The organism is Streptomyces sp. GL_148 (assembly GCF_057834205.1).
Window position 1 is genome coordinate 7096366 of the sequence record NZ_CM174396.1, and the last position, 16255, is coordinate 7112620.

At 66.6% G+C, this 16255-nt stretch carries 10 protein-coding genes and 5 pseudogenes; 8 read left to right on the forward strand and 7 right to left on the reverse strand.

Annotation, left to right across the window (positions count from 1 at the left end; genetic code table 11):
• Positions 1 to 107: 107 nt before the first annotated feature.
• A pseudogene (locus tag AC3IYI_RS32050) lies at positions 108 to 443 on the forward strand (flavoprotein); the annotation flags it as partial.
• Between the two features lie 203 nt (positions 444 to 646).
• Here AC3IYI_RS32050 and AC3IYI_RS32055 read toward each other — a convergent pair.
• Positions 647 to 1454, reverse strand: a pseudogene (locus AC3IYI_RS32055) (IS5 family transposase).
• Positions 1455 to 1570: 116 nt separating this feature from the next.
• Between AC3IYI_RS32055 and AC3IYI_RS32060 the strand changes: the two are divergent.
• Positions 1571 to 2364, forward strand: a pseudogene (locus tag AC3IYI_RS32060) (IS5 family transposase).
• A gap of 360 nt (positions 2365 to 2724) precedes the next feature.
• On the opposite strand, the gene AC3IYI_RS32065 reads toward AC3IYI_RS32060, so the two are convergent.
• The 5 genes from AC3IYI_RS32065 to AC3IYI_RS32085 form a co-directional block, all read right to left on the reverse strand.
• Positions 2725 to 3378 carry a hypothetical protein gene (locus AC3IYI_RS32065; RefSeq protein ID WP_489406954.1) on the reverse strand — a complete coding sequence of 218 codons (654 nt, stop codon included), beginning with the start codon at positions 3376 to 3378 and terminating at the stop codon, positions 2725 to 2727.
• Positions 3379 to 3468: 90 nt separating this feature from the next.
• Positions 3469 to 4899, reverse strand: a complete 1431-nt coding sequence (locus tag AC3IYI_RS32070; RefSeq protein WP_489406955.1) for an FAD-dependent oxidoreductase — start codon at positions 4897 to 4899, stop codon at positions 3469 to 3471.
• The gene (locus tag AC3IYI_RS32075) at positions 4892 to 6082 is read right to left on the reverse strand and encodes an MAB_1171c family putative transporter (RefSeq protein WP_489406956.1); all 1191 of its coding nucleotides are present in this window, start codon (positions 6080 to 6082) and stop codon (positions 4892 to 4894) included. The genes AC3IYI_RS32070 and AC3IYI_RS32075 overlap by 8 nt, the downstream gene beginning before the upstream one ends.
• Before the next feature lie 52 nt (positions 6083 to 6134).
• Positions 6135 to 6722 carry a toxin-antitoxin system, toxin component gene (locus tag AC3IYI_RS32080; protein ID WP_489406957.1) on the reverse strand — a complete coding sequence of 196 codons (588 nt, stop codon included), beginning with the start codon at positions 6720 to 6722 and terminating at the stop codon, positions 6135 to 6137.
• Positions 6723 to 6739: 17 nt separating this feature from the next.
• Positions 6740 to 7372, reverse strand: a complete 633-nt coding sequence (locus tag AC3IYI_RS32085) for a hypothetical protein (RefSeq protein ID WP_489406958.1) — start codon at positions 7370 to 7372, stop codon at positions 6740 to 6742.
• A 505-nt stretch (positions 7373 to 7877) separates the two neighbouring features.
• Here AC3IYI_RS32085 and AC3IYI_RS32090 point away from each other — a divergent pair.
• From AC3IYI_RS32090 to AC3IYI_RS32110, 5 genes and pseudogenes are all read left to right on the forward strand, one after another.
• Positions 7878 to 8441 (forward strand): hypothetical protein, encoded by a 564-nt coding sequence (locus AC3IYI_RS32090; RefSeq protein WP_489406959.1) that lies wholly within the window; start codon positions 7878 to 7880, stop codon positions 8439 to 8441.
• A gap of 156 nt (positions 8442 to 8597) precedes the next feature.
• Positions 8598 to 9131: a hypothetical protein gene (locus tag AC3IYI_RS32095; protein ID WP_489406960.1), complete on the forward strand. Its 534-nt coding sequence runs from the start codon at positions 8598 to 8600 to the stop codon at positions 9129 to 9131.
• Between the two features lie 280 nt (positions 9132 to 9411).
• Complete coding sequence (locus tag AC3IYI_RS32100; RefSeq protein ID WP_489406961.1) at positions 9412 to 13446, forward strand: SGNH/GDSL hydrolase family protein; 4035 nt, start codon at positions 9412 to 9414, stop codon at positions 13444 to 13446.
• Positions 13447 to 13570: 124 nt separating this feature from the next.
• The gene (locus tag AC3IYI_RS32105) at positions 13571 to 13972 is read left to right on the forward strand and encodes a hypothetical protein (RefSeq protein ID WP_489406962.1); all 402 of its coding nucleotides are present in this window, start codon (positions 13571 to 13573) and stop codon (positions 13970 to 13972) included.
• A gap of 416 nt (positions 13973 to 14388) precedes the next feature.
• Positions 14389 to 14693, forward strand: a pseudogene (locus AC3IYI_RS32110) (TetR/AcrR family transcriptional regulator); the annotation flags it as partial.
• A gap of 25 nt (positions 14694 to 14718) precedes the next feature.
• On the opposite strand, the gene AC3IYI_RS32115 reads toward AC3IYI_RS32110, so the two are convergent.
• A complete protein-coding gene (locus AC3IYI_RS32115; protein WP_489406963.1) occupies positions 14719 to 15570 on the reverse strand; it encodes an IS5 family transposase in 852 nt (283 codons plus the stop codon).
• 87 nt (positions 15571 to 15657) lie between these two features.
• Between AC3IYI_RS32115 and AC3IYI_RS32120 the strand changes: the two are divergent.
• Positions 15658 to 15864 (forward strand): annotated as a pseudogene (locus AC3IYI_RS32120) (TetR-like C-terminal domain-containing protein); the annotation flags it as partial.
• Positions 15865 to 16255: the final 391 nt, after the last annotated feature.

Genomic DNA, 16255 nt, shown 5'->3' on the forward strand with positions numbered 1-16255 from the left:
AGCCGCCGACTGGGAGTACCCGTGTGACCGAGCCGCAACGCAAGGCTGTCCTGTACGTCGGCGTCCGCGCTGCGGGGATCGCCGGCGATTCGGCAAACTCATCATTGCCGCACCCGAGGGCCGACGCCATCGCCGTCGCGCCAGCCACCTTCAACACTGTTAACACATGGGCCGCCGGCTTCGCGGACGACCTCGCTCTCGGCATTCTTTGAGAGGTGCCCGGCATGGGCATTCCCGCCGTGGTGCCGCCCTACGGGAACACTCCCCTCGCTGCCCACCGCGCCTATCGGCGCAGCGTTGACGAGCTTTGCGAGATGGGGGTTATGTTCGGGTGGTACGTTCCGCACCGCCCGAAGTCCACTGGTGGTGCTGACCAGTTCCTCTGGGAAGAGGCTGTTGATCTCCTTGCTCCGCACTTCCCGCACGTGGCGCGGCAGTCGTGACGACGTTGGCGTGTCACCGTTCGGTTTGGGAAGACGGCAAGGGGCGCGGCCCCAAGCGTAAGTGGGCGTTAAGTCCGACCTTCCTCGGTTCGTGATCGCTCGCTCGATCGTGGTACTGATCGCCGTCCGCGCCGCGTGGTGACCATGTACATGTTGAGATGTGGGCGTGAAGAGAGAGCCGTACCTTAGAGCTCGTAACGCGATCATGGTCGGTGCTTCTTCAGGCGTCGACAGCAGATGAGTGCACAGGCCAGGGAAACAAACGCGTCGTGCAGCTCGGTGCGGCGTTCCCATCGGACGGCGAGGCGTTTGATCTGGTGGAGCAGGGCGCAGGTCTGCTCGACGACGTAGCGGAGCTTGCCCATGCCCTTGATGTTCGAGGTTCCCTTGCGGGAGATGGCGGGTAGGATCCGGCGTTTACGCAGCTCTTCCCGGTTGGGGTTGGAGTCGTATCCCGTGTCGCCGAGCAGGGCTTCCGGACGCTTGAGGGGCCGGCCGGGGCGGCCTGCGACGGGTGGGATGCCGTCTACCAGGGCGAGGGTCTGGGTGACGTCGTTGACGTTCGCCGCCGTCGTGATGACCTTCAGCGGGGTGCCGCGGCCGTCACAGATCAGGTGGTGTTTGCTGCCTGTCTTCCGCCGGTCGACCGGCGACGGACCGGTGTCGGCGCCCCCTCTTTCGCCCGGATGTGGGAGCCATCCACGCAGGCCCTGGACCAGTCGAGTCGGCCGGTCGCGTTCAACTCGGCGAGCAGGAGTCGGTGCAGCTGGTCGAAGACCCCGGCCTGCTGCCACCGCTCCAGGAGCCGCCAGCAGGTCTGCCCTGAGCCGAATCCCAGCTCAGGGGACAGGGGTTGCCAAGCGATGTCGTTGCAGAGCATGTACAAGATGCCTTGAAGGCGCAGCCGGTCAGCCACCGGCCTCGGCCCGGTGATCTCGTCGGCCAGGGCGGCAGCAACGGCTCGATACATGCCCACAAGTCGTCGTCCACGATCCACGACCGAGTACTCACACCACCACGAACGGTCGAATCGTCACATCAGTCACGGCCGTCCGGCACATCTCATCAAGATCCTGTTACGAGCCCTTAGTGACTTATCGGACGAGCAGTGGGTGTTGATCGAGCCGATGATCACGGCCTGGAAGCAGGACAGGGTGGCGCGGTTGGCGACCGGCGATCCCGGGTCCTGCGACCTCCGGGAGGTCGTGAACGCGATCTTCCATCAGAATCGGACGGGTTGTCAGTGGCGCTTCCTGCCACATGACGTACCGGCCTGGTCGGCGGTGTTCTACTACTTCGGCCTGTGGCGCCAGGACGGGCTGGACCAGCGGATCCAGGAACTCCTGCGCTGCCAGGGGCGGGAGAAGGCCCACCGATTAGAGGACCCGTCTCTCGTGATCAACGACACCCAGTCCGTCCGCGCCGCGGCGGGTGTCCCGAGGACCATGACGGGGCTGGACGCGAACAAGAAGGTGTCGGGACGCAAGCGGGGACTGGCCAGAGATGCTCTGGGGCTGATCATCGGCGTCGTCATCCTGCCCGCCTTCGCGCACGACAACGCCGTCGGCACCACCCTGCTCGACCAGGCCGCCGGGCGGTGCGGGATGCGCCTGGAGGAACCCCCGGTGGACCAGGGGTTCAAGGACGAAGTCATCATCCACGGCGTCCTGCTGGACATCGACGTCGAGGTCGTCCGCCGCAACCCTGCAGACCAAGGCAAAGGATTCGTCCCGCAGCCCAAGCGGTGGGGGTCGAGCAGACGAACGGCACGTTGATGCTGCACCGGCGGCTGGCCCGTGAGTACGACCACCGACTTGACACCTTTGCCTCACGCGTCTACTGGGCCTCGACCGCGAACATGGCCCGCCGCTTCACCACCCCCACCCCGGCCTGGCGCGACACCCTCGGGCCGGCCGCGTGAGCGTCATCGAACTCCTCAACGGACCTCCAGGCCCAGTGCGATGAGGCCACCGCTCGGGCAGGCGACCTACGCGACCAGATCGAGCACCTCACCGCCGCCCTCGCCGAGACCGAAGCGTGTCTCGCGGACCTGGCCACCACCCGGAAGGTCATCGCGGCAACCAGCACCCCGACCAGGATTTCCGAGTCCGTGAGCTGCACGAACTCCTCGGCATGCCCACCGACGACCCGTCCATGAACGTCGCCCGCAGCCACCTCGGATGCCTCACCCGCCAAGACTTCCTCACCCAAGCCGGACGAGAGTGCCACCAGAAACGGACTTAACGTCCTCTGAGAGGGAACTACGCAGCGAATTCGCGACTCAGGACACCGGGCTTTCTTTGCGGTTGACGGTGATCTCGACCTTGGGATGCTCGGGTGCCGAGTGCTTTGGGTCGCTGACGGTCAGCTCGGTCGGCCAAGTGGTTCCGGAGTAGACGCCGGTGGTCTCGGTCTTCATGTCCGCGGTGGCCCGGTAGCCGCCGGGCCCGGTGACCTTGATGCCGACCTCGTAGAAGGCTCGCCCGGAGCCACAGTTGGTGATCTCGATCGGGATAACGAGTGACGATCCGTCGTTGCCTCGCTTGGGCTCGTACGCCGCTACGTCGCCCTTCACCGCAACGGGCTCCCCTTGGTCGGGTTCCGGAGCCGCAGCGCCGGACGGGGTATTGGTTCCAGAGGGGTCGAGCTGCTGGGCCTGTTCCTGCCGCGCGCGGTCGATTTCCTCCGCGGCCTTGCGTTGAGCCTCGGTCGAGGGGGTCCACGATGGGGAAAGCGGGGGCGTGGGAGACGGGCAGTCCGGTGTCGACGGTTTCGCAGAGGCGGGCGGCGAGAGCCGGCTGGTAGGCGTCGGGCCGGAGAGCTTCTCTGCTGCCGCATTCTGCGGTAACTCGGCGCAGGCCCCGGTCAGGATGCCGACGAACAGCACTGCGGCTGCCACCAGGCCCTTCCGCCTCACCGCGAGGGGTACAGACATGTTGTCCACCTAGGTTGGTTTGTGGTGTGAGCTAGGGCGTTGGCATTGGCGCTGCCACACGTCAATCGCGAGGCACAATGTGGATGCCTCTCACTCAAGAGTTGAGTCGATCGTGTTCAGACCGTTCAGCCCGTTCAGCAGGCTGCGTTCAGCGGGGGTGAACGAGGGGCCGTCCGCCGGCGGGCGCAGGGGGCCGATGAGCGCCGTCAGCAGCACGCTGGGCCTGACCAGCGATGTGGGCGGGGCCTGGAGGGACAGCACGTCGGTCAAGGCTGTGGCGGCGTGGAACGAACCGGTTGCGGTCCGCGTCAGGCGGCTGACATAGCGATGGAGGAGACGATCGGCAAGGTTCGGGCGCTTGCCCCGGGTGGTGGAGAACTGGATGTCCGCCCCCACGGCAAGAGCCCACGCAGCGTCAACAGGGCGGGCGATGGCGCGCTGAGCGCGGCGGGCCAGGCCGGGACCCGGGCGGGCCGAGAGCAGATTGCGCAGGGCGAGTGCCCCAAGCGCGGCTACCGACATGCCTTGCGCGTATACAGGGTTGAAGGCTGCAACAGAGTCTCCCAGCGCTACCAAACCCTCAGGCCAACGGCGGAGCCGTTCGTAGTAGTGGCGCCTGTTCTCGGTGCTCCGGGTGACACTGACACCAGTAACCGGTTCGGCGTCCTTGAGGAGGTCGGCCACGACGGGGTGGCGCAGGGTGCGGGCGAACGGCTCGAAGGCTTCCGCCTCGCGGGTGGGGTGGCCGCCGGGGGCGCCCATCAAGCTGACGTGCCAGCGGTCGCCTTCGATCGGCAGGATGCCTCCGGCCTTGCCCGGCTGGGGCAGACGGGGGTCGGCTTGCACGCCGACAATGGGCCAGTCCCGGGTCGCGACGGGGGCTCGGTAGATGCGGCTGGCGTAAGCGAGGCCGGAGTCGATGTGTTCTTCAGCGAGGCCGGTGATTCCTAGCCCTTCGAGCCACTGCGGCATGCGGGTGGCCCGGCCGCAGGCGTCAATGACCAGGTCGGCACGCAGTTCCGCTTCCGTGCCGTCGGCCGTCTGGACACGCACACCGGTGACGGTGCGGCGGTTGCCGAGCAGTCCGACGACCTTGGTCCGCGTACGCACACTGACCCGGGGGTCCTTCAGGACCTGTTCGCGGACGACGAAGTCGGTCAGGTCGCGGCTGGCAGTGATCACATAGTGGGTGGCGCGCTGCCAGCGGCGGTACCAGCCCTCGGAAGAGTTGATGACCATGTTGGTGGTCACCGGGATGCGGTGGGCGCCGGCCGCCAGCAGCAGGCCGGTACTGCCCGGCAGTAGAGCCTCCACTGCCTCCGCACCAGCAGTCTGCAGCCAGTGAATGTGGGCGGCTTGAGGGACGCCGGTACGCGGCTCGGGTCCTGCGGGCAGCTCGTGGGCCTCAATGATCTCTACGGAATCGACGAAGTCCTTGCAGGCAGCTGCCGCGAGCATGCCGGCCAAGCTGCCCCCGATGACGACAACCCGTTTGGGGCTCCAGCGTGAGGCTTCATGCATGACGGGCAGCTTTCTGCGGGGGCACATGGCGGTCTTGGATGGCGCGCACGACGGGCGAGGTCAGTGCGAGCGACAGAGGAATCAGGTCCCGCGTGCGCCATGCCGATCTGTCGGTGGCATCGTGCGGCTGCTCCGGAACGGCACGCTGTCGCTCGCGAGCGATGAGGATCACGGCTGCATCCGCCGTGACCGAGGCGGAGGAGTCGTCGCCACCCTTGCGGAGCGCCGCGTGGTAGGCCATCTCCCGGACACCGGGGTCGCAGTAGGGCGTCAGAGCGAGGATGGCGTCGTACAGGGCGGTCTTCCGAGCTGTCAGGAGGACGGCCGGTGGAGTCCGCCACCACGGCAGAGAAGCACGGAACGAATTCGGAGTGGGTACGTCCCGGAGGGCCCGCCACAGTGGGGTGAGCTGCCACAACTGTCGTACGGCCCGGGCACCCGTCATCACACGCGGACCGGCCAGCGGGAGAGCGAACCCGATGGTACCGAGGAGAGCAGAAGGAGCAACGAACTGGGGGGAGACCTTGTCGACGAGGAAGTCCATGTTGTGGCCGGTCCACCGGGCGGCCACTGCCACCAGTCTGACGGCGGCGTTGCCCACGATGATCAAGTAGGCGGGAGCGAGGATGCGCAAGCCTGCCCGCAGCGACCCCTGTACCTCCCTGGACCACCGCCAGCACATTGCGCTCGCAGCCATCATCGCAACGCCTTGGGTCACCAAGAAGGTGACGATCATCTCCCGGATGTACGGCGTGTTGGCGTAGTAGGCGTCGAACAGGGCGACTTGCTCCACGGGAGCACTCCCGGCCCAGTACAGGAGGAAGATGGCGAGGATGGTCAGGCCGTAGACGGCCACACAAAGGCGTGAGGCGCGGCGGGTCTGCTGCGGGGGCGCGGGCCGCCAATTGATGATCAGCACGAGAGTCGCTCCGGCGAACGCGGTCATTGCCGAGAGGAACACCGGGGCGGCCAAGTTGGGTATCCCCGTCAGCCGGTTGATCTCGACGATGGACTCCGGGGCGGCGACGAGCATGCTGCATCCGCTGGCGAAGAGCAGCAGGCAGGCAGCGCGTAAGAGCATGTCGTGTCGTCTACGAGCCAACGCGGGCAACTTCGAGGCGGTGAGGAGTAGGAGGGTGATTCCGCTGACATAGAAGACAAGATTGCCGGGACCGGACGTCACCTTGCTGTTCTCTCCTCGGCATGGGTGCGGCAGAAGACCTGCGCAGTACGTGTCAGGTCCGGCGGAAGCGGTGTGCCATCGAGGCTTGGATGCGCCCGGCAAGGTCCTGTGGGTCAGCTGATGAGCGGGCCTCTTCGAGGGCCGCCTGCACGTCTGTGGCAAACCGGAAGCCGAAGCGCTCCGCATCGACTTCCTCGTCGACCTGACGGGTATCGGCGCGCATGGCGAAGTGGAGGGAGACATCCTTGAACTCGGTGGGCGAAAGATCGGCGTTCGCGACCTCGGAAATCACGGTCACAAGGTCTGCAAGAGCACCGGTCGGCACAGCCATTCCAGCACGCGAGGTGGCAGGCCCCTGGTGGGTGCTGCCACCGCAGTGGCCCTGAAACATGTGCCACACCTCGTGACCGATGATGACGAGCTGGTGCTCGCGATCGGTGTTCTCCTCGTAGACGATCAGGTCGTGGCCGGCGCGGTCCACCCATAGCCCACTGGCCGTCGCGGGCGGGAAAGCTGCCTTGCGCAGCCGGACGGACCGTCCCCGTGCTTGGCTCAGGGCACGCCCTAACGCGGGGATGACATCCTCGTCACTGGAGGGCGGCTGAAATTTCCTGACGAGCTGGGCACTGAGCTGCCGCATCCTTCTGGGTCCCGTTCTCACTGCGGATCTTCGCTCTCGTCGAGTTCGAGCAGGGCCTTCAAGGTCGCGTTGAGCACGCTCCAGCGGTCCGGTGGGAGATCCCGCGCCCTCCTTAGGGCGATGCCCCGGACGTCGTCGTACTCCAACCGCACGGCAGCCAGCGGATCGGTTACGTCTTCCAGCCCCTCCGATGCCTGCTGAAGCGCGGAAAGGATCGGCAGCAAAGCCCGGTTGAGAACCTCGGGAGCAGGCGCGGTGAAGAACGCCTCACCTCCGACGACGCCGAAAAAGCTCACGAGACCGTGCAGGAACTCAACGCTGGGCACCTTCTCGCCAGAGCACACCTGCCGTGCCCAGAACGCGGAGACCCCCAACTCGCGGGCGATGTTGGCCGCGAGGTCCGACATGCGTTTGCCGGTGCGCGCAAGGTATCCGTCTGCGAGGGCTTTGACGCGTAGACGGACCCGTTCGTTGACCGTATCGGCCGACGGCTCACCGCCTCGAAGCAAGGTCTGGACGGTGTCTTCAGACAGAGCCGTCCTGGCCGCCAGCTCTTTGGGGTTGATCAGCTCCGACCACGTCAAGTCCCGCTCGTGGATGAGCGCCTCGAGGCGCTCGAGCGTCGCGTGCAGAGACGGGGAAGGGCCCACCGACGTACTCCGATGTGTGCAGGAAGGCGTGCACACGGCACCTTACTGCGCTCCCGTCACGGATTTCAACGATCGTATATCAGCCAAGAGGCGATCGCTGGTGCGCGGTGACCGTCGCCGGCACCCACGTCTTCAGGCCGGAGCGGAGTGGCGTGTGCTTGGCGGTTCAGCCGACGCCCGCCCCCGCCTCAACGATCATTTATGGCCAACAAAACTATCGTTGAGTGGACTTGATGTGGTCGAAGCGGGCGGCCCCCATGTGGCGGTTCGGGCCCGCATCCGGCCGGCCGGCCTGAGGGCGAAGGGTAGTCAATGATCGTTTACTGACTTGAAATGATCGTTGACTCGCGGTGTTGGGCTGGGTCAGCATCAAGGCGCTGGACGCCCTGCCAGAAGTCGAAGCTGGGCCTCCGCATTGCGAGACCGGCCATATCGGGGGAGTGGGGATCCCAACGCGATCCCTGGGGCGGGTCGCCGACATGCAGTGCCAGACGATGGGGGAAAAATGAAGCAGACAGCCATGCGTGCAGCCGTCATATCGGTTGCCACGGGGGTGATGGGCGCCGGATTGCTGGTGTCCGCGCAGACCGCAAGTGCCCAGACCGCCTGCCAGATGGACTGGGACAGTGCGGACTATGCCATCACCTTCCCCGACAAGCGGCCCGGGCTTTCCTTCTCGGACAGGGCGTGCACGCACATCGGCTATGCGACCGGCCAGGGGAGGATCCAGGCCGATATCAAGCTGACCTGGCAAAAGGTCGTTGACGCACAACTGCTTGTCGAGGGCAAGCGGTTCGAGTCGTTCAAGGTCGTGTCCCGGCTTGAGAGCCGCACGCAGGAACTGGGGGCGGACACTGTCGTGACCAGCAACAGCTGTGATCTCACCGCTCTCATCAACAAGGAGACCGTCGGGAGTTTCCAGTGTGCGGCGCCGGCAGCCAACTACGACCCGCGTCTGTGGTGGTCCTCGGACGCCACCGTCACCTACGACATCGTCGGGGACGACAAGGGTGCCATCACTTGGCAGCTTGCCGGTTCAGGTCTCGTGCACGGTACCAACGACGACTGACCGCTTGGTCGCTGCGGAGCAGGTAGCCCCCACCTCGGGCCGTCTCGGGCGGCCGGCGTGGGGGCGTGGGGGGCGTGGCGACCTCACGGGCGGATCTCAGGTTCACGACCCGGCATTGCATCAAGCCACTCAGTCGAATCCAAAGGGGGGAATGTCATGTTCGGCATTACCAAGAGCATTGCTGTGCGCGCCAGTTTTACCGCTGTGTCTGTAGTGGCCTTCGGTCTGGCCGCTCCGCACGCCTCGGCCGCAGACGGCAGCGCGGCAGCGGAGGTCAAGATCTCGTCCAAGGCCGACGCCAACACGCGTGCCATCGCGGCCGCTGAGCCCCAGGCGGTCGCCATGACGGGAAACCTCTGTGGCTCCAGTTACTCGCTGTACTCCGCCGAACGCCTTCCGGACGCGCGGCGGTGGGGCACTCTCTTCATCTACAACCAGGCAGACGGAGATGGTGTGTGTGCCATCTTCGACAACAACCTGAGCACCGCCAAGTACATGAAATTGAAGGTGTGTGACTACAAGATCGCACCCACGTGCGTCACGGATGAAGGCAACTTCACTCAGTATGCCGGGCCGGTTCGCATGCAGGTTTCCACCTACTGCGCAACAGCCATTGCGATCATGAAGAACACGAAGACCTCCACCACGGCTCTCATCGACCGCAAGGTCAATGCCCGTCCCTGCAACTGACGGTCACTCGCGATGGTGCCCTGTGGCCGAGCACGGTGCGCAGGTGCCTGCGCCAACGCAGCCGGCATGTCCGAGCTCCCGCCCCCGCCGTCCTTGTCGCACGGCGGGGGTTCGGGGGCCCGTGAATTCCTGGCGCATGTCATCACCATGCCCTGAGCGGGCCATCCGCGTCGGATCCTTCCACCGCGTTCCAATGAGAGAGCGAAGAGTGAACCGAAAGACTCTGCAGCGCGCACGGATACCCGTGACCGTCGCCGTCACCCTGTCATTAGCCGCAGGCGTGGCGACCACACAGGCCCTCGCGGCTCCACCGCCTCCACCGAGGCCGGCGGATGGCTGGAGCAGCCCCGCCCCGGGGGCGGAGGGCAGCAAGGCCGAAGCTGTTCCCGAGGAGGACCGGACCGCCACCCTCGGCAAGGACTACCGCAGTTCCAAGGACCGTGCGTGGACCACGTCGGGCGACGGCATGGGCTTCCACCTGCTGCTCGCCGACCACAAGGACGGCTACAAGTGGCGCACCGCCGCCACCCTGTCCGAGCCGGGCTTCGACACCGACACCTGGATCGGCAACGCCTGTCTGACCCAGTCGGGCACGCACGCGGCCGTCGCGTACGCGCCGCGTACGTTCACCAACAAGCCCGAGCTGATGGCGCGCGGCGCGTTCACCGCGATCGTCGACCTGAGGACCGGCAGGGTGGCGAAGCTGCCCCTGCAGGCCAGCCTCGGCTACTTCTCCCCGGGCTGCGGCTCCGGCGACAAGGCCGTCTTCTCGCAGTTCGCCGACGAGACGGCGCCGAAGAACGAGACCCGGCTCGTCACCGTGGACGCACCGACGGCCAAGACCGACGTGCTGACGGTGCCAGGCCAGGTCACCTCGGCCATCCCGGTGAACGGCGAGATCGTCGCAGCCCAGGGTCCGAGCCTGGTAAAGGTCGCCGCCGACTCCAAGGTCAGCTCCATCAAGCGCACGTCGGCCATCCCGTTCCAGTTGTCGGCCGACGCCGACGGCGGCGTGACGTACATCGACCGCGTAGAGGCCGGCCAGGAGCCCGCGGCCAAGAGCGCCGCCATGGCGGCCGCGACCTCCGGCGCGACGGGTTCCGTCAACCGGATCACGGCGGACGAGATCAAGAAGTCCGACGGCAAAGCGGCCGGCACCCAGCTGGCGGTCGGCAAGCTGGAGGCCTTCGACCTGGCCCGCACGCCGTCCGGCAAGGTGTACGTCACCGGCAAGGCGGTCAGCCTGGGCAAGCTTCCGGGTGCGGTGAAGAACCCGGGTGGCATCGCCAAGGAGTCCAAGGTCTCCTCGGACGGCAAGGCGGCCGTCATGACGCGCTGGGCCGATGGGCAGGACTCCCGCATCCGGCCCGAGGACGTGCTGAGCGCCCGCACCGCGCGTACCGAGGTCAAGTCTCTGGATACGGGCAAGACCGTCGAGCTCGACGCTGTCCCCCTCGCCGACCCCGTGGGCAGCGAGCAGGCCGTCAAGGACGGCCAGGACACCTCCCCCGCTCTGAAGTCCGGCGCCGCCCCGGCTCCAAGGGAGTCCGGCGGCGCGGACGGCGTTGACACCGCGTTCGCCGCCTCTCCGGGCAACAGCACCGTCGACGCCGACCGTTACTGTTCGGTGGCGCGCAACGACCCCCGCAGGCAGGCCTTCCAGCCCACGCCGCGGCAGGTCGAGTGGGCGGTCAACCAGACCGTCATTGGTCAGCTGAACAAGGGCGCCACGCGTCCGGCGAACTGGAAGAACACGGGCATGGCCGCATACGCGCCACAGACCCTGTTCCCGATCACGACGCTGGTCGGCGACCCGAACGGCGCGCCGGACCGCGCCGACGAATGGCATGTCCCCTCGCAGGTGCTGCTCGGCATCACTGCGCAGGAGTCGAACATGTGGCAGGCCACCCGCTATGCGGTGCCCGGTGTCACGGCCAACTCGCTCATCGGCAACTTCTACGGGCACAAGGTCGCTTCCAACGGCCAGCAGCAGGACCCGTGGGCCATCAACTGGGCTAATGCGGACTGCGGTTACGGCATCACGCAGGTCACCGACGGCATGCGCGCCCACGGTCACGAGAAGAAGGGCGAGGCTCCGAAGACGACCGTCCAGCAGGAGGCCGTCGCCCTCGACTACGCGGCGAACATCGCGGCGGGCGTGAACATCCTCATCGAGAAGTGGAACTCCACGCGCCGCGACGGGCTGGTCATCAACGACGGTCACCCCAAGTACATCGAGAACTGGACGTATGCTCTGTGGGCGTACAACGCCGGCTACTACGCGGCCTCGACGGCGTCCCAGAACGGCGGCAAGTGGGGCGTGGGTTGGACCAACAACCCGGCCAACCCGCTGTGGAAGGCCAACCGCACCCCGTTCCTGGAGGACGCGAGCGGGGGTGACGCGTACTACCACGCGGCAAACCCCCAGCACTGGCCGTACCAGGAGAAGGTGATCGGCTGGGCCGCCCGCCCGATCTCCGCGATGGCCAAGCCGGGCACCTTCGCCCCCGGCTACCGTCCGGCATGGTGGACCACCAATCCGGACCGCACGCGGGTGATGCCTCCGATCGGGCTGTTCTGCAACGCTTCCAACAACTGCGACAAGTCCAAGATCAGTAACACCGACTCGAACAAGACCGGCCAGGGTGCCTGCCTGCTGCCGGGCGACCCGGACACCACGAACCCGCTCTACCTGAAGTGCTGGTTCCACAGCGCCGCGAAGTGGAAGGACTGCAAGAACGCCGAGTGCGGGAACGCGGTCCACCGGTTCGACACCACCTACCCGGAGCAGCCGGACGAGAGCTCCTACCCACCGCGCTGCACCATCGGCCTGCCCGAGGGTACTTTCGTGATCGACGATCTGCCAGCCGGCGTCAGCCCGGCAGGCGGTTCCCCGCGCAACTGCGCGAACACGGCTTCGGCCGGTTCCTTCCGGTTCACCTTCGCGGGCACCAACGGCGTGTACCCGTCCAAGATCGATACGCACCAGATCGGCGCCGGATTCCGCAACCACTTCTGGTTCGCGCACACCCGCGACAAGTCCACTGCCGACGGCAGCCGACTTTTCTTGTCCGGCACCTGGACGCTGAACCAGCCCAACCGTGGCTGGATGCGCGTCTGGACCCACATCCCTGACCACGGCGCCCACACGCGTCAGGCCGCCTACCAGGTCAAGGGCACCAACTCCACGAGCCCGGTCCGCGTCCAACCGCAGCGCGTACTGGCCAACAAGTGGGTCGATCTCGGTGTCTTCTACTTCACCGGTACCCCGCAGGTCACCCTCGACACGCACACCCGTGACGGTGACGGGACCGAGGACATCGCCTGGGACGCCGTGGGCTTCCAGCCCCTCGCGGCCAAGCCGGCGAACTTCGTGGTCGCCATGGGCGACTCGTACTCCTCTGGTGAAGGCGCCTCCGTCTCGGGCGGCGGTGACTATTACAAGGAGACCGACCTCTTTGGCACCGACAAGAAGCTGCGCAACGCCTGCCACCGGTCCAAGAACGCCTGGTCCCGTCAGGCCACCCTGCCCGGGTACACCAAGTCGATCGGCGCGATGTCCGATGCCGCCGACGCCAGAATGGACTACCACCTGATCGCCTGCTCCGGCGCTCAGACGGAGAACATCCTCTCCAACAGCGCGACGGGGCCGACCAACTCCGAGGGCGAGAAGGGGCGTCCCTCCTACGGTGAGCTCCCGCAGCTCGACAAGGGATACCTGGATCAGAACACCAGCCTGGTGACCGTGTCCATCGGCGGCAACGACGCGCGGTTCGGGGACGTCATCCAGGAGTGCGTCTTCAAGGGCGGCCTCATCCCCTGCCAGAACGCGAAGCTCAGCGGCATGTCGGAGCCGCTCAAGGTCACCGAGCCGAGGCTGATCAAGAATTCGGTGCGGCCCTCGATCCACACCACGCTCTTGGAGATCGCCAAGCGGGCACCCAACGCCAAGATCGTGCTGATGGGCTACCCGCCCCTCCTCTCGGGCAACGGAGGCTGTGTCCCAGGCATCGGTACGGCGGAGACCCCCTGGCTCAACGAGATCGGCGCTCTGCTGGTCAAAGAGATGAAGAACGCGGTCGCGGACGCCAAGGCGAGCGGCAATGTAAAGGCCTGGTTCTCCGACCCCACGAACGATTTCGACAAAAAGGCGATCTGCGGCAACCCCGAGACGATCCACGGCATCGTCAACGACAAAACACCTGGTGATGAGGGCGGTATCCCGCGCTCGGCGCAGTCCTTCCACCCAAAGACCACAGGTGCCCGGCTGTACGCCAACTCCCTGCAGGACACGCTGAGAGACGACGCGAAGTAACAGCCTGAGGGGGTCCTGAGTATCCGTACTCAGGACCCCTGCCTCGTTCCCTGAAAGGCTGCTCCCCATGACTAAGGCTTACAGCGTTCTCGGCAGCGCCTTAACAGGTGCTGTCACCGGGTGGATGGGGCTGGCCCTGTGGCAGTGGGCCGACACCGCCGATGCCCGCGCCTGTGAGGAAGGCACGTCAGTCTGCTTCACCGCCTACCCGTTCATCGGCATCGGGCTGTGGGCGTTTCTGGCCGTGCTCACCTTCGCGATCACGCTGGGCGTGCTGGGCGTGCGACCGCTGAAGGCGACCGTGCCGGCATGCCTGGCACTCCAGATGGACGCGTTCGCCCTCATCCCTTTCCTAGGGGATGACGTCCCGCAGCCCTCGGTCGTCACTTTGACCGCGCTTGCGCTCGGCCCGGCGCTCGTCGCCGTCTGTACGGTCCCCGCCTGGCGGAGAGCCGGTCTGGTCGCCACCGGCGTGCTGATGTTGGCGTCCTTCGTGGTCGTCGGCTCCTCGGGGGGCTTCCTATAAACGGCCGTGATGATCGTGCCCGGAGCTGTCGGCAGCCGTACCTTCGGGCGGGTTCCTGGCCGTCGGCGCACCGCCCGAACCCGACGGGTTATTCCGAGGCAGGTGGAGCTGTCACCGCCGACATGGGGCCTTGACCCCGGAAGGCGCCCGCAAGACGCTCAAGCGGGCTGGCTTCCGCGCCGGTCTAGGGCTGATCCGCCCTAACATGTTCCGCCACACCTGGGCGAACGCGGTGCTGGATGCCGCGGACGGCAACCTGGTCATCGTCCGGGGCGCCGGCGGTTGAGCCTCGACCCAGACGGTCGATGAGATCTACGCGCACGTCGATGTCAACGACCCCGCCTTCAACGTGGCCCTGCTGACGGCGTGGGGTGAGATGCAGTGAGTGACCCCCTGCTGCCGCTGGGCAGGCGGTTCTGGCCGCCACCGTCGACCTGCTCACCGCAGAAGGGCTGGCCGCGACCACCCTGGCCGCTGTCGCGCGCGGCCGGCGTCCACGAGACCTCCGTGTACCGGCACTGGAAGACCCGCGAGAATCTGGTCTTCGACGCACTGGCCACCCATTCCGACACGGCACTCCCGACTCCGGACACGGGCGACGTGCGCGAAGACCTGTCCCCAGCTGTTCACGGCGCTGGCCCGGTACCTCTCGACGCCGGCCGGCGCAGCACTGCTGCACCTCGGCACTGTGCGCGGTGAGAACGACCTGGAGGAGGGGAGGCGCTCTTAGAGCGTCCGCCAGTAGGTCATCGGATGCGGGGTGTGCGGGGTCGTGTGTTCCAGCGGTAGCGGGTCCATGCCTGGCGGATCAGGTGGCGGACGGTGACGAATACGCAGGCCAGGGCGATGTAGAACTTGATGGCACTCTTTCGTCGCTCGGTGCAGCGTCGGAGTTTCCCGAAGTTGTTCATCCAGGAGTTCGTGCGCTCGACGACCCACCGGCCTCCCGCCTGGATCGGGACTTTCTCTCCGCGTGGGGTGATCTGTGCGTCGATGCCGCGTTCGGCCAGATCGTCGTGGACGGGGCGGTAGTCGTAGCCGGCGTCCAGGCCCAGCCGCGGGCGCTCCGGCAACGGCCCCAGGGCCTTCTCAAGATGGCTGTACGCGTCCAGGGTGGCGGGCAGGAGAGTGTGGTCGCGGATGTTCGCGGGTGCAGGCTCGGTGATCAGGGGTATGCCGCGGGCTTCGGTCAACTGCGAGCGTTTGAGGCCTTGTTTACCGCGGTCGACGGGGCTCCTGCCGGCGCACTCACCACCAGAGGGGGCCTTCGTGATGCAGCCGTCCGCGACGAGGTGGTCCAGATCCAGGCCGATCACACGGTCGTAGGCGTTCAGGACCAGCAGCCGCAGCTCCTCCATGACTCCCAGCTTGATCCACTCGTCCCGACGGCGCCGCAGCGTCGTGGCGGAGCAGTACTCGTCGGCCGCGCGTTCGTATCCGCAGCCGAAGACGAGGACCTGGACCAGGCGGTCGAAGACAATCCCGTCGGCTATCCGCGGGTTGTGACAGCCCAGCGGATGACGCTCCTCACGGTCAGGCAGCAGCGCCAGGAACTGGTCGCGAACCGGTTTGAGCAGGCATGATGGGACAGCAGGCACGGACACCCCGAGTGATCATGAAGCGTGAGAACTCCATGATCGGGGACCGTGCCTGCACCACTTCACCCGCCTACTGGCGGACGCTCTTACTGGAACGCCCGGCTGGAGCGTGCCGAAGCCCTCGTCCGGCGCGGTATCGCCCGAGGGGAATTGCCCGCCGGAACCGACCCCCACCTCCTGGTCGAGGCCATCACGGGCCCCCTCCTCGCCCGGGTACTGCTCACCGGCGAACCGCTGGAGGACACCCTGGTCCCGCGCTTGGTCGACCTGATCCTCGACGGCGCGCGCGCCTGACCACAGGTCGTCATCGATACCTCCTCGCAGGCGGCAGACCTCGTCGACTGGTACTGCCAACGTGGCTACGCGCCGATTACGACAGCATCGTCTTCATGAAGAACCTGCCGACAACAACTTCTTCGTGGCCCACTGGGACCAAGCCGCGGCCGGGTGGTCGAGCGGCTTGCGGGCGACAAACTGGCGCTGCTGGTCGTGGACGACTCGCACCTCCACGCAGGTCAGGGCGTTCTGACCCCGCGGGCAGCGCGTGGTTGCGGCAGGCCCGAGGCCACTCCGCCCGGTGTGCTCCCGTGTGGACGGTACGACTTCGTCCTGTCGGGTACGGCAAGCGCATGATGGCCACTGTCTGTGATGCGCCGCAGGGGCGGGCGGGCTCTGCGGGGCACGT

Bases quoted from the DNA above. Each gene is read 5' to 3' on its own strand.
- AC3IYI_RS32065 (WP_489406954.1), bottom strand. From the start codon at position 3,378: ATGTCTGTACCCCTCGCGGTGAGGCGGAAGGGCCTGGTGGCAGCCGCA.
- AC3IYI_RS32070 (WP_489406955.1), bottom strand. From the start codon at position 4,899: ATGCATGAAGCCTCACGCTGGAGCCCCAAACGGGTTGTCGTCATCGGG.
- AC3IYI_RS32080 (WP_489406957.1), bottom strand. From the start codon at position 6,722: ATGCGGCAGCTCAGTGCCCAGCTCGTCAGGAAATTTCAGCCGCCCTCC.
- AC3IYI_RS32090 (WP_489406959.1), top strand. From the start codon at position 7,878: ATGAAGCAGACAGCCATGCGTGCAGCCGTCATATCGGTTGCCACGGGG.
- AC3IYI_RS32095 (WP_489406960.1), top strand. From the start codon at position 8,598: ATGTTCGGCATTACCAAGAGCATTGCTGTGCGCGCCAGTTTTACCGCT.
- AC3IYI_RS32105 (WP_489406962.1), top strand. From the start codon at position 13,571: ATGGGGCTGGCCCTGTGGCAGTGGGCCGACACCGCCGATGCCCGCGCC.